12 protein-coding genes and 5 tRNA genes are annotated in these 14,110 nt (G+C 39.2%); all 17 read right to left on the reverse strand.

Features of this window, described 5'->3' with window-relative positions; translation table 11 throughout:
• The 17 genes from rplA to BLR84_RS25785 all read right to left on the reverse strand — a co-directional run bounded on the left by rplA (position 1) and on the right by BLR84_RS25785 (position 14,109).
• Entirely contained in the window at positions 1-699 is a 699-nt protein-coding gene (rplA, locus tag BLR84_RS25705; RefSeq protein WP_090473139.1) for a 50S ribosomal protein L1, read from the reverse strand.
• A gap of 29 nt (positions 700-728) precedes the next feature.
• Positions 729-1,169: a 50S ribosomal protein L11 gene (rplK, locus tag BLR84_RS25710; protein ID WP_090473140.1), complete on the reverse strand. Its 441-nt coding sequence runs from the start codon at positions 1,167-1,169 to the stop codon at positions 729-731.
• A 204-nt stretch (positions 1,170-1,373) separates the two neighbouring features.
• A complete protein-coding gene (gene nusG, locus BLR84_RS25715) occupies positions 1,374-1,916 on the reverse strand; it encodes a transcription termination/antitermination protein NusG (protein ID WP_076374894.1) in 543 nt (180 codons plus the stop codon).
• Between the two features lie 15 nt (positions 1,917-1,931).
• Entirely contained in the window at positions 1,932-2,126 is a 195-nt protein-coding gene (gene secE, locus BLR84_RS25720) for a preprotein translocase subunit SecE (RefSeq protein WP_076374892.1), read from the reverse strand.
• A 19-nt stretch (positions 2,127-2,145) separates the two neighbouring features.
• Positions 2,146-2,216: transfer RNA gene (locus tag BLR84_RS25725), tRNA-Trp, on the reverse strand.
• Between the two features lie 78 nt (positions 2,217-2,294).
• Positions 2,295-3,482, reverse strand: a complete 1,188-nt coding sequence (gene tuf, locus BLR84_RS25730) for an elongation factor Tu (RefSeq protein WP_090473141.1) — start codon at positions 3,480-3,482, stop codon at positions 2,295-2,297.
• 69 nt (positions 3,483-3,551) lie between these two features.
• Positions 3,552-3,623: transfer RNA gene (locus BLR84_RS25735), tRNA-Thr, on the reverse strand.
• Positions 3,624-3,739: 116 nt separating this feature from the next.
• A tRNA-Gly gene (locus tag BLR84_RS25740) sits at positions 3,740-3,812 on the reverse strand.
• Between the two features lie 80 nt (positions 3,813-3,892).
• Positions 3,893-3,973, reverse strand: a tRNA-Tyr gene (locus BLR84_RS25745).
• 65 nt (positions 3,974-4,038) lie between these two features.
• Positions 4,039-4,111 (reverse strand) — tRNA-Thr (locus BLR84_RS25750).
• Positions 4,112-4,351: 240 nt separating this feature from the next.
• Positions 4,352-4,699, reverse strand: a complete 348-nt coding sequence (gene hpf / locus BLR84_RS25755) for a ribosome hibernation-promoting factor, HPF/YfiA family (RefSeq protein ID WP_090473142.1) — start codon at positions 4,697-4,699, stop codon at positions 4,352-4,354.
• Between the two features lie 14 nt (positions 4,700-4,713).
• The gene (locus tag BLR84_RS25760; RefSeq protein ID WP_369829205.1) at positions 4,714-5,661 is read right to left on the reverse strand and encodes a tyrosine-type recombinase/integrase; all 948 of its coding nucleotides are present in this window, start codon (positions 5,659-5,661) and stop codon (positions 4,714-4,716) included.
• Between the two features lie 48 nt (positions 5,662-5,709).
• Positions 5,710-5,901 (reverse strand): 30S ribosomal protein S21, encoded by a 192-nt coding sequence (rpsU, locus tag BLR84_RS25765; protein ID WP_076374884.1) that lies wholly within the window; start codon positions 5,899-5,901, stop codon positions 5,710-5,712.
• Between the two features lie 160 nt (positions 5,902-6,061).
• Positions 6,062-7,555: a SusD/RagB family nutrient-binding outer membrane lipoprotein gene (locus tag BLR84_RS25770; protein ID WP_090473144.1), complete on the reverse strand. Its 1,494-nt coding sequence runs from the start codon at positions 7,553-7,555 to the stop codon at positions 6,062-6,064.
• A 13-nt stretch (positions 7,556-7,568) separates the two neighbouring features.
• The gene (locus BLR84_RS25775) at positions 7,569-10,784 is read right to left on the reverse strand and encodes a SusC/RagA family TonB-linked outer membrane protein (protein ID WP_090473145.1); all 3,216 of its coding nucleotides are present in this window, start codon (positions 10,782-10,784) and stop codon (positions 7,569-7,571) included.
• Positions 10,785-11,801: 1,017 nt separating this feature from the next.
• Positions 11,802-12,977, reverse strand: a complete 1,176-nt coding sequence (locus BLR84_RS25780) for an acyl-CoA dehydrogenase (RefSeq protein ID WP_090473146.1) — start codon at positions 12,975-12,977, stop codon at positions 11,802-11,804.
• Between the two features lie 145 nt (positions 12,978-13,122).
• The gene (locus tag BLR84_RS25785) at positions 13,123-14,109 is read right to left on the reverse strand and encodes a hypothetical protein (RefSeq protein ID WP_090473147.1); all 987 of its coding nucleotides are present in this window, start codon (positions 14,107-14,109) and stop codon (positions 13,123-13,125) included.
• Between the last annotated feature and the right edge of the window lies 1 nt (position 14,110).

Below are 14,110 nucleotides of genomic sequence, written 5' to 3' on the forward strand. Positions count from 1 at the left end.
TTAAATCCCCGCTACTGTTTTAGTTTCAATTGCAATTCCTGGCGACATAGTTGAAGAGATATGAATACTCTTGAAATATGTTCCTTTAGCTGCAGATGGTTTTAATTTTGAGATAGTTTGCAATACTTCTAATGCATTCTCATAAATTTTATCTGCAGAGAAAGATGCTTTTCCTATTGAGGCATGGATAATACCTGTTTTATCAACTTTGAAGTCGATCTTACCACCTTTTACATCAGTTACAGCTTTTCCAACTTCTGGAGTTACTGTTCCTGATTTAGGGTTAGGCATAAGGTTACGTGGGCCTAATATACGACCCAAACGACCTACTTTAGCCATAACACTTGGCATAGTGATGATAATATCAACATCAGTCCATCCACCTTCAATCTTGGCAATATAATCATCCAAACCTACGTAATCAGCACCTGCGTCTTTTGCTTCTTGTTCCTTATCAGGAGTACAAAGCACCAGTACACGTACAGTTTTACCGGTTCCATGAGGCAATGTTGCAATACCACGTACCATTTGATTGGCTTTACGCGGGTCAACACCTAAACGAACATCTATATCAACTGATGAATCAAATTTAGTAAGGGTTAATTCCTTTACCAAAGCTGATGCAGCTTCTAATGAATACGATTTGTTTGCCTCAATTTTGGAGAGTGCCACTTTTTGATTTTTTGTTAATCTAGCCACTGTCTTAAACTGATTTTAATATAAATTAATTAATTCCAGGGAGCCGTACCTGATACGGTTATTCCCATACTACGGGCAGTACCTGCCACCATTTTCATGGCTGATTCAACTGTGAATGCGTTTAGATCCACCATTTTATCTTTAGCAATAGTTTCAACCTGTTCCCAATTTACATTGGCAACTTTTTTACGGTTGGGCTCTGCTGAACCACTTTTTAATCCTGTTACTTCCAATAATTGGATTGCAACCGGAGGGGTTTTAATGATAAAATCGAAAGATTTATCAACGTAAACAGTAATCAAAACAGGCAACACTTTACCAGGCTTATCCTGGGTACGTGCATTAAACTGCTTGCAAAACTCCATGATATTCACACCCTTTGCACCTAAAGCAGGTCCAATTGGAGGTGATGGGTTTGCAGCGCCGCCTTTTACCTGCAGCTTTACCATCGCACCGATTTCTTTTGCCATTTTAATTTACTTTAATTATAACTCAATGTTAGTAAGTGGAAGCTAAGTAACATTTAAGATTTTTATAGTTGTAAGTTTTCGGTGGTGAGTTTGGAATTTTTAACCCTAACTTAATACCTAAACTTCTTTCTTTTAATATTCATTGAGTAAGTTTATCACGTAAAGTTCTGCCTTTCCAACTCAGAACCCGTGACTAAAAACTTACTACTCTTTCTCTACCTGCATGTAATTCAATTCAAGCGGCGTACGGCGCCCGAATATCTTTACCATTACCTTTAGTTTCTTTTTCTCTTCGTTAACCTCTTCTATCACGCCGCTAAAGCCATTGAACGGTCCGTCCATAACTTTCACGTTTTCGCCTATATAATAAGGCACATTCATTGTTTCGCCTTGCGCGCTCATTTCGTCAACCTTACCTAAAATACGGTTAACTTCGGCCTGGCGCAGTGGGATGGCGTTTCCGGCTTTATCGCCTAAAAAACCTATCACACTGTTTATATTTTTGATGATGTGTTCGGTTTCACCGTCAAGCACAGCTTCCATCAGCACATAACCCGGAAAATAATTACGCTCTTTAGCGATCTTCTTTCCGTCGCGCATCTGGTAATACTTTTCAGTTGGTATTAATACCTGAGGTACCAAATGCGTAATGCCCAAACGACTAATTTCGGCATCTATATATTGCTTTACCTTCTTTTCCTTACCACTGATGGCTCTAACTACATACCACTTCAATTGATCACTCATCGTTGTCTTCTGATATTATGTTAGTGAATGATAAAATATACCAAGCAAATAATTAATAATCTGGTCCATACCTACAATAACCAAAGCGATAATAATTGCAGCAACCAGTACCAAAATAGCACTACTTTGCAATTCGCGCCAGGTTGGCCAAGTTACTTTTTGAGTTAACTCGATGTATGATTCTTTAATATATTCAGCTACGCCTGCCATTTTTTATTGTTTGCTTATGCACGGGAACAAGGATTCGAACCCTGATCAAAGGTTTTGGAGACCTCTATTCTACCGTTGAACTATTCCCGTGTATATTTTATAATAAGAAAACATAAGTTTGCTTTTTACAGTCAAACTTATGTTTCCAATTAACCTTTTTTGAAATTCTTATTTTAAAATTTCAGTTACCTGGCCAGCACCTACTGTTCTGCCACCTTCACGGATAGCGAAACGTAAGCCTTTTTCCATAGCGATAGCGTTGATCAATTTTACAGTGATGGTAACGTTATCACCTGGCATAACCATTTCTACACCTTCAGCCAGTGAAATCTCACCAGTTACGTCAGTTGTACGGAAATAGAATTGCGGGCGGTATTTGTTGAAGAATGGAGTGTGACGGCCACCTTCTGCTTTTGATAATACGTAAACTTCTGCTTTGAAGTCGGTGTGTGGAGTTACTGAACCTGGTTTGCAAATAACCATACCACGACGGATATCAGTTTTTTCAATACCACGTAACAATAAACCTACGTTGTCACCAGCTTCACCACGGTCAAGGATCTTACGGAACATCTCAACACCAGTTACGGTTGATTTCAAGTTCTCAGCACCCATACCTAGGATATCAACTGCTTCACCTGAGTTGATTACACCACGCTCAATACGACCGGTAGCAACAGTACCACGACCAGTGATTGAGAATACGTCTTCAACCGGCATCAGGAAAGGAAGCTCAGTTAAACGTGGAGGGATAGGGATGTAGTTATCTACAGCATCCATCAACTCCATGATTTTGCCAACCCAGGTAGGATCGCCGTTAAGACCACCTAATGCAGAACCCTGGATAACTGGGATATCATCACCTGGATATTCGTAGAATGATAATAATTCACGAATTTCCATTTCTACTAATTCTAATAATTCCGGATCATCAACCATGTCAACCTTGTTCATAAATACAACAAGTGCAGGTACACCTACCTGACGTGCTAACAGGATGTGTTCGCGGGTTTGTGGCATCGGACCGTCAGTAGCAGCAACAACAATGATTGCACCATCCATCTGAGCAGCACCAGTAACCATGTTTTTCACATAATCCGCGTGACCTGGACAGTCAACGTGTGCATAGTGACGGTTAGCTGTTGAATACTCAACGTGTGCTGTATTGATGGTGATACCACGCTCTTTTTCTTCAGGAGCTGAGTCAATTGAATCAAATGAACGAGCTTCTGATAAACCTGCATCAGCTAATACTTTAGTGATAGCTGCAGTAAGGGTTGTTTTGCCGTGGTCAACGTGACCGATTGTACCGATGTTTAAGTGCGGTTTACTGCGGTCAAACTTTTCTTTTGCCATGATTTATAATTATTTTGTAGGTTAATTTATACTTAAAAATGTATTCTTATTTTACTCTTTATTTTATTGAGCCAACAATGGGATTTGAACCCATGACCTCTTCCTTACCAAGGAAGTGCTCTACCCCTGAGCTACGTCGGCTTATTATTCTTTAGTTTGCAGTTATTAGTTCTCAGTTTGCAGTGCTCGTTTTCATTTACAGTTACCTGCCTCAATCAAACTGCTTACTGCCCACGGCTAACTGCCTACTGTAACCGAGCGGAAGACGAGGTTCGAACTCGCGACCTATAGCTTGGAAGGCTATCGCTCTACCAACTGAGCTACTTCCGCTTTTTTTAAATTCCAAAAACTAAACTCTAAACTCTAATGTGAATTAGAATTTAGAATTTAGCTTGTTCTGGAATTTCCAGTGGGGGGAGAAGGATTCGAACCTTCGTAGCCGAAGCAACGGATTTACAGTCCGTCCCATTTGACCGCTCTGGTATCCCCCCATTAGTTAGTTTCGGATTTAAAATGTCCAAAGTTGAAGCTAAACACTTCAATCCGAAAAAAACTGAGCCTCCTATCGGGATCGAACCAATGACCTACTGATTACAAGTCAGTCGCTCTACCAGCTGAGCTAAGGAGGCTTATATTTATTTAGCTTTTCTTATTTTATAACCCTAAAGAGGTTTCAAAATTGAGAGCGGCAAAACTAATAAGCTTTTTTATATTTTAAAGAACAATCCCAACTTTTTTTTCAGTGCTTAGCACCTCTCTGAAAGGGATTGCAAATCTACAAAAAATTAAACCTGTACAAAATTTTTTATCAAAAAAAATCGACGAGTGGAAAACTCGTCGATTTTTGCCTAAAAAAGGGCTTTTTTATACTATAAATCGTCCTCGGCCGCCATCAATATAGCCTTTTTGGCTGCGGTGTCGGCAATGGTTTTCTTCTGTTTATGCTTTTCTATCTGCTTGCGGAGACTTTCAATGGCCAGATCGGTAGCTTCTTCAAAGCTTTTGCATTTCTCTTTTGCAAAAATCTGGTTACCCGGAAGCAACAATTTTATCTCCGTTATTTTATTTGCCTCATCTTCTACATTTTCCAGTTTTAAATAAACTTCCCCGCTAATTATCTGATCATAAAACGTATCCAGCTTATCAGCCTTTTTCTGAATAAAATCTAATAATTTCCTGTCTGCGGTAAAATGAATTGATTGCACTGTAATTTTCATGTTTCCTCCTTGAATTACGCCTTTGGATGGGCTTGTTTGTAAATAGACTTTAATCTTTCAACTGAATTGTGTGTATAAATTTGGGTTGCGCTTAAATTAGCATGGCCCAAAAGTTCTTTTATTGAATTTAAATCGGCTCCGTTGTTGAGCAAACTTGTTGCAAACGTGTGCCGGAGTACGTGGGGGCTCTTTTTATCCTGGGTTGATATGTTGGAGAGGTATTTATGCACTATTAAATATATTAGTTTGGGGTAAGCATCTGCGCCCTTATTTGTAACGATTAATGTTAGTGAATTGTTATCAAAATTTTGATTTTTCTTTAACTCCAGGTATTTACCCAGCAAGGTATGCAGTTCGGTGTTCACCGGTATAATGCGTTCTTTGTTTCGTTTACCCAACACCTTTAGGGTACCCTCATAATTGTTAATATCCTGATCCTTAAGACCCAGGAGCTCGGCAAGGCGCATACCGGTACCAAACAACATTTCAACCACCAGCTTGTCGCGCTGACCTATAAAATCATTTGTAAATATTTCGTTATCATCCAGCATCTGGGTCAACCGGGCGTCCTCAACAACTGCCGGAAGATTCTTGGGTATTTTTTGCGACCGTATTTTGGATGTTGGATTATCGGTAATAACACCTTCCTGCAATAAAAATTTAAAGTACTTACGCAGCGTGGCCATTTTGCGGTTTACGGAACGGGCTATAATTTTTTGCCCCATAAGCTCCACCATCCAGTTACGAATGTCCTGATAGCTTATCTGGCCGGGATGGGTAATACTTGATTCAGAGGCGTCATTTACCCCTCCTGTATTGTTCAAAAAGCGCATGAACTGATCCAAGTCTGATCTATAAGCCGACACCGTGTGGGGAGAGTATCGCTTTTCGAACTTAATGTATTGGATAAAACGCTCTAAAAACATAAAAACTATTTGAACATCCAGAGATTGAATGTACAAATAGTTTTAATATAGTGTTAAGAAATTTGAAAAATTCTTTTACAAGAATTAAACAGTTTCCTGATTCATATTTTGCTTGTAGATTGCATGTTTAACAACATGACGACGAGTTACAGATTTTTTCTCGAATGCCTGACGGCTGCGAAGTTCTCTCAACACACCTGTTTTCTCAAATTTTTTCTTGAAGCGTTTCAATGCTTTATCTAATGATTCGCCTTCTTTTACGTTGATAATGATCATAATTCCTAAAATACCTCCTTTCAAGGAGGGTCAAAGGTAAGCACAAATATTTGAAAATCAAATAGGATGTGTAATTTTTTATACCTACATCAATTATATAATGCTTACATAAACAACAAAGGCCGCCAATGGCAGCCTTTGTTGTTTATTGTTCGGTATGTTATTGTCTATCCCAGTATACCCTGGTATTAAGCGCATCCGGGCCTTGACGGGCAACTACAGCGTTATAGTTAGTCTTGTTCAGGTCAATCTCTGTTTGAGGATATTGTTGCCTGCGCGGAATATTTCCGCCTGGGCTCAACGCTCCCGGCACAGGATCAAGTAATTTTGGAAAACCTGTTCTGCGATACTCAGCCCATGATTCCCAGCCATCACCTAAAAATCCGGCTATCCATTTTTGTGTTATGATCTGGTTTACTGCCGTTGCAGCGGAGAACTTAACCGAGCTTTGTGCCAGATAAGCTGATGCCGTAGTAATTCCATATTGCGCTAATGATGCAGTAACGCCCTGGTTATAATAATTTTCAGCTGTCGCGTCGCCTCCTGATATCCAACCCAAATGAGCTGCCTCTGCTTCCGTAAATAATACTTGTGCATAAGATGTCCATACCGATGGGGATCCCTGATCGGAAACGGCTATGCCGATCTGTGAAATATTACCGGGCAATTTTCTTGTTCCGATCTTGAAAGCGCTCAATGCTGCACCATTGGTACCGTACTGCAGGCCCACATAATCGCCACTGGATGTTGGTGCTACTAAAACAGACAAACGTGGGTCATTGAATCCTTTCAAAGTATTTACAAAAATGCTGCTTACCGCATAATCATAGCGGCTGCGATAATTAGTAAAATATGGATTTTCGTTAGTTTGTGCTGCCAGATAAGTGTAAACAGCGTTTTCTTCATTTGAACTCATTAATCCGGCGGCAAAAGCTTTTGCGAATTCTGTTCTACCCGTTGCCGGATCAATTTTTGATAATCGTAAAGCCATTATAGCGTGCAGGGAGTTAGCCCAGTGTTTCCATTTATTGTTATCGCCCTGAAACAAGATATCCTGAGTTAATGCACCATTATTATCAAATTGTGCCTGCGCCTCATCAAGCTCTTTCATCAGATCGGTATAAATATCCTTTTGAGCATCAAAGGCCGGTGTAAAACCCGACGCACCTTTTAATGCCTGGCTATATGGAATATCGCCCCACCTGTCTGTTATTGTTAAATAAATAAAGGCTTTAAGTATACGCGCAGCCGCTAACTGGTTATTATTTGAACCATATTTAACAACGTCCTGTAATTTTCCTTTAACGGGATCCTGATTAAGATCAATAATAGTTTGCAGATCTTTTAAAGGTCCGGTATAATAAGTCTGGTAGTCATACTGACGTAGTGAAAACAACGACTCATTAGTATACTGTGTTTCGGAAAGATATTGCGAATACAGCTCGCCTGCGTAAGAGTTCAGGTTTGTTGTTGCTCCCGCTCCGTTTATGCCACCCAAAGCCTGCACGGCACTATTAAACATAAAACCGGTTTGTACCGTAGTTGCCTGGTTGGGATTAACATTAACATCGCCGCCAACCTTACATGAAGCCAGTATAATTACGCCGGCCCCAATAATGTATGTAAATTTATTTATAAAGAATATTCTTTTCATGATTTAAGATGCTTTAGAAGGTTAGTTTAAGATTAAACCCGATGTTCTTTGTTGCCGGAAGCTGACCGCCTTCAAAAAACGATGATTCCAGTTGTGATGGGTCAATCCCCCTGTCTTTGGTTTTGGCATATATTAACCATGGGTTTTGCGTAGTAATTGCAAAATAAGCAGTTTGGAATGGCGTTTTCTTTAGTAAGTTCTTAGGGAAATTATAGCCCAAGCTCACCTCTCTCAGTTTAATATATGTAGCATCAAATGTCCATTTTTCCCATAGCTGACTATACACAGATTCATAAAGATAACGGGTATCTGTATAAGTGGTATTTACTGAGCCATCTTCATGCACGCCTTTTACTAAGGTTCCGCCACCATCTGCTACAGGATCACGTTTTGGTTTACCCTTGTCATTCAAGCCTGCAGTTTCTGCACCAAGACCAGACCCATTCATATTAGCCTGGGTAATAGAAACAAATTTGCCGCCTTTCTGAAAATCAATAGATATACCCAGGGTTACGCCTTTATAATTAAAGGTATTGGTAAAACCTCCCGTATAACTTGGCAACATACTACCTAAATGAACATTATCCTGGATTTCTGGAACACCATCAGCATCAACTATGATATTACCGCTTTTATCGCGCACATATCCAGCTCCTATTAATTCGCCGTATGAACTGCCCACTAACCCATTCACATTAAAACCAGATGTACCTACGTAGGCAAATCCTGTTACACCACCAGGTGCGGTTGCAGTACCTGCCGGAAAGGTATACCCTGAAATACCCGCGCCTCCTGTGCCATCAGGTGCTACTTTTAAGTTGGTAACACCAGGGTATAAGGAAATAATCTTGTTACGGTTAAATGATATGTTAAAATCTGTGTTCCAGGTAAACTCTTTTGATTTGACCGGAGTACCACCCAGAGATATTTCAATACCGTGATTTTTGATAGAACCGGCGTTCACTACAGCCGTTGAATAACCAGATGCACCATTAACTGGCAATGACAAGATCTGATCCTTTGCATTACGTGTATAATAGTTGAAATCAAAACGTATACGATCACGTAAGAAATGCAATTCTGTACCAGCTTCATATGCAGTTGACAATGTTGGTCTTAAATTGGCATTTGGCAGGGTATTAGGTACAAACTGTATCGGATCAGTACCGTGGGGAGTAGTACTTAAATTATAGGTTTGATATATCTGATAAGGATTTGTATCAGATCCTAATCTCGCGGCTGATAATCTTATTTTACCAAAGTTTAAAATATCGTTTTTAGGTAAAAGCTCGGTAAATACGAATGAACCCGAAAGCCCCCCATACCAGTATGAATTATTATTCACAGGCAGCGTTGAGGAAATGTCATTACGCACGTTAAAATCCAGGTACAAGAAATCTTTGTATCCAAATGAAGTATAGCCATAATAACTATTTACACGGTTCAAAAATTTAAGGCTGGTAGCTGTTGGTGCGTCAAGCGAATTTTGGATAGTATACAGATCTGGGATAGCTAAACCACCATTAGTATTTCCGGCGGTATAAAGCTGGCGATCTTCCCGAACTTCAGCATATACAGCCGCCTTTACAGAAAGATCTCCGAAAATATGATTGTATCCCAAAGTGGCTAATGCATTGGTTTCGCGGTATTGATAGGTACTTTGTGTATAAGAATCAGGATTTATAGTTCCTGTACCTACACGATTGTTATCATCCCGGTTCAAAAGGTCTTCACGGGCAATAACTGATAAGGTCAAATCATTCGTGAATTTATAGGCAGCCGTGATATTGCCATATACACGCTTATTATGTGATTCTGATGTATTTACATAAGCTTCTGTAAATGGGTTATCCCAATATTTAGGTGTTAGGTCATTAGGCCCGGTAATGTTCCAGGTTGTGTAAGTACCATCTGGTCTTTGATAATTCCTTAGCGCATCGATCTCATTATCGCGATGAAACCACTGGCTAAATGAGCCTATGGTTTGCTGGCCATAACCTTCCTGCGGAATATTATTCAGGTTCTCCTGGAAAAAGTTAATGTTGGCACTAACCGAGAATTTCTTGGTTAATTTAATCTCGCCGTCTAACCCAACGTTATTACGTTGCTGGCTCGTGTTTGGAGATATACCAGAGCGACTAACATTGGTATAAGAAACCCTAAAGTTGTAATCATCCGAAGCCTTAGAGAAAGCTACATTGGTGTTGGCTGTAGCTCCTGTGCGGTAAAAATCACGTACGTTGTTGGGTTGGGCAACAAATGGCTTTAATTTGCCATAGCCTGGGTTTGAGGGATCCCAGAAATACCAGGGAGCATATAATGTACCATCCAGTTTAGGTCCCCAGCTTTCGTCAACACTATAGTTGTAGTATTTTACTCCGGTAAAATTAGCGTTGGAGGCAGGAGCACCTTCAGCCGGGTTGTAGGTATAAGTTAACCAATTCTGATCGTCGCCACCACCGTATTCATTTTGGTATTTAGGCAGCGTAGTTACTGTTTCAAAAGAAGTTGACTGATTAAAGGAAACACCAATACCTTTGTTTGATCCTTTTTTAAGGGTTACAACAATAGCTCCCTCAGATGCTCTTTGCCCGTACAATGCAGTAGCCGCAGGGCCTTTCAACACAGTTGCCGACTCGATATCATCATTGTTGATAGCATTAGGATCCGTAACCACCCCATTTACAACGTAAATTGGACTCCCGCCGGATAATGAATTGATACCGCGGATACGAATAGTTGAAGTTCCGAATTTAGCACCCGATCCACCTAATACCTGTACACCCGAAACCTTACCAGCTAATGCTGTATTAAGATCGGTTTGCTTGGTAAGTGTAAGATCATCGCCTTTAACTGCCTGGGCGGCATAGCCCAGTGATTTTTGTTGGCGCGAAATGCCCAGAGCTGTTACAATTACTTCATTTAGGCCCTTGCTTGATGATATCAGAACAACATTTAGTTGACTATTTCCACCTACAGGAACATCCTGGGTGGTATAACCAATAAAACTAAATGATAAAATTGCATTAGCGGGAACATTTAAGGAAAACTTACCGTTGATACCAGTTTGGGTACCGGTAGTTGTTCCTTTTACTTTTACGGTTACACCAGGCAAGGGTAACCCATCTTCTTTAGCCGTTACTGTACCGGTAATGGTTTGGCTTTGCGCAAAGAGCTGTGTAACAGCCAATAATAAAAAGCACAAAACAAGGAGTATTCTTTTTTCCATAGAAAAGAAATTAGTTAATAGTTAAGCGGGTAAAGCTACTCAGCCCCCACAAAAAAAACCAAATAAAGTTTGTAACATTTCTTTTACAAACAATTATTTAACTATACAGTTTGATTTTTTTCTAATCAACTAAAACAAATCGCTTTTAGCCTCGTTATATTTCAATTACTGATCCATTCAGTTAATAATAAGACAGTTAATTTAGTTAATTAAAAACAGGGAAAATACGCGAGGTATTTTCCCTGTTTGCTTTTCTGTAACTATCAGTTACATAGGTTAATAATAACAAAATACCCCGTTACCAAATCGCATTTATTTTAGAACAAAAAAAGGATGGGCAAATGCCCATCCTTTTTTTGTTCTATCGGGATAATACCGTTAATTATTTGGCAACTTTTTTAGCTGGGATCAAGGGTAATATAATAACAGCTAAAAACGCAACAACTTCTAATACAACTAACATAACTTTAATTTTTTTGATTAATATTTAATTCTTTTCCGCATGGGTTGCCGCTAAAAACATGCCATCACTGAAAAGTTATTTTTATCAGAAAATTGGGTAATTTTTGATTTTGTTGAAATTTAAAAATCAATGGAAAAACAAATAGATTATTAAATTTTAAGGCTGATTTTCGATAAGTGATGATAAAAAACCGATTTTCAAGAGTAATAAATCCTGATTTATTAAAAAACACAGGTGTTTATGCCAGATAAATCTGACAGAATACCTAAAACCCCTTAAAAATAAAAAGCAAAAAAATGGTTTTGCAGTTTAACTCCATCGGCCATTAAGCAATGGTCAGTTTTTCAATTTTTCGTCAAACTAAATCAGGGAATCATATAGATTCTTTTTCAGTTAGTCATCAGCGTGTAAATATTGTCAATTTGTCAGCAAGCATGACAAAGCACAACTTACTGACAAACAGACATTTAAAAATAGCAAATGAAAGGGGTTAAACCCCAGGTAAATTGGGTCTTAACAGCAAGTAAGTTATTAGCAATATGTTGATATGATCTCTATCCTCTCAATACTTCCCTGCTAATCACGATCTTTTGTATTTCTGATGTCCCCTCGCCTATGGTACACAACTTAGCGTCGCGGTAGTATTTTTCAACCGGGAAATCCTTGGTATAACCATATCCGCCAAATATCTGTACAGCTTCGTTAGCGGTACGTACCGCTACCTCAGATGCATAATACTTAGCCATGGCCGATTGCTTGGTTACCGGCAGATGCCTGGTTTTCAGGTCGGCAGCCTGCATCACCAAAAGTTCAGCGGCCTCGATCTCTGTAGCCATATCAGCCAGCTTAAAAGATATCCCCTGGAAATTGCTGATCGATTGTCCAAATTGCTTACGCTCTTTGGAGTAAGCCACCGCGGCTTCAAACGCGCCCTTTGCAATGCCTAATGATAAAGCAGCTATAGAAATACGACCACCATCCAATACAGTCATAGCCTGTTTAAAGCCTTCGCCCTGCATACCCAGTAGGTTTTCTTTCGGTACCCGGCAATTATCAAATATAAGCTCGGTAGTTTCTGAGGCCCGCATACCCATCTTATTTTCCTTTTTGCCATGGGTAAAACCAGGTGTACCTTTTTCAATAACTAAGGCCGATATCCCTTTCGAATCGCCTTTTTCCCCTGTCCGCACCATCACTACCGCCACATTACCCGATTTACCATGGGTAATAAAGTTTTTTGAACCATTTACTATATAATGATCGCCATCCAATACAGCTGTAGTAGCCATACCCATCGCGTCAGATCCGGTGTTCGACTCGGTAAGTCCCCAGGCTCCCAACCATTCCGCTGTAGCTAGTTTAGGCAGCCATTTGAGTTTTTGTTCTTCGTTACCAAAAGCCAGTATATGGCCGGTGCATAAAGAATTATGTGCTGCCAGCGACAAACCTATCGAACCGCATACCCGGGCAATTTCTGATATGACGGTTACATATTCGGCATACCCAAAACCCGAGCCGCCGTACTGTTCAGGTACAACTACACCCATCATACCCAGTTCGCCCATTTGTTTAAATAATTCAAGCGGAAAATGCTGCGCCTCATCCCATTCCATTACGTGTGGTCTGATATTTTTTTCGGCAAAATCCTTGGCCATCTGGCCCACCATGCGTTGGTTATCGTTAATAGAAAAATCAAACCCTACAGGGCTGTCTGTTAATAAAGAATCCATGTTTTGTAATTGGTTATTAGCAAAGTAACGGATTAATTATCAAGATAGTTTTACCTTAATGGCATGTAAAAAGAAGTACCAATTGGTATCTGGTATAATTATCCGGTTTAGTTAATTTAAAGCTGCTAATTAGTGACAAATGAATTTAAAATTTATTTTTTATAATTCTGCTTACTAGTGTTTTATTAGTGATCAAGGGTGGAAAATTCTTGCTCTTACTCTTTTCTATCGTTAATAGTAAGCTATCAATTTTATAAGTGAGCTTCTTTGCTCCCAGGTCATCTAAATGGTCGGCGTCATAAAAATCACCTGCCTTAAATGAACCGTTGTTAAGTAAATTAATGTAAAAAACATTATCATATTTTTTACTTATTGTGTAAAGCATATTTATAGTACTATTAAGTTGTTCAGGATTTAAATTTTGCACGTAGGTTTTATAAGCGGGCGAGGTATACAACAAAACTTTAACATTATTTTTATTTGCGTACTCAATAATGGATCTTAAAACCTTCACATTTTCATTAAAATAGCCTTCCTTTATAACAAAATGTCTTTTTGCAGCTAATTTCCCGGTTTTAAGCAGATCCTTCTTTTTACGCGACAAATAATCAGTTCCCCAACCCAACCTTGAACAAAGTACGGCATGCTCATGATTTAAATAGGCAGACTTGATCCTTACCATATCCAGAAGCAATTTATTGTTCAACACTTCACTATTATCTGTATAGTTATGGCTGCTTATGCCGTAGTAAATATTATAATCCTTAACACGCCAGCTTTCTATACCATTTTCAAGTTTTCCGTATAAAGAAAAGTAATCAACAGGCAGTATGATAAATTTCAAATTCTGCCAGTTTTTATCGTATTTCTTTATTATTTGCCAATCGTAAAATAAGGATTGGGCCACATAGGCTGCGTTAAAGCTTTTATGGCTCATAAGCTGTGGATCAATACCGTAGTAAGCATGCGAAGACCCTAAGACGAGTACATTGATGTTATTTGAATTTTTATCAAGGTAATTGCATTTATACTGATAATCATTCGGTATTTTTCTCAAGAGCACTTCCATTAAAACAGCCGATATAACTATGGGAGATAAAAACATCAGCACATAGGTGATAAACTTTTTCATA

The organism is Mucilaginibacter sp. OK268 (assembly GCF_900103125.1).
Taxonomy (GTDB): domain Bacteria; phylum Bacteroidota; class Bacteroidia; order Sphingobacteriales; family Sphingobacteriaceae; genus Mucilaginibacter.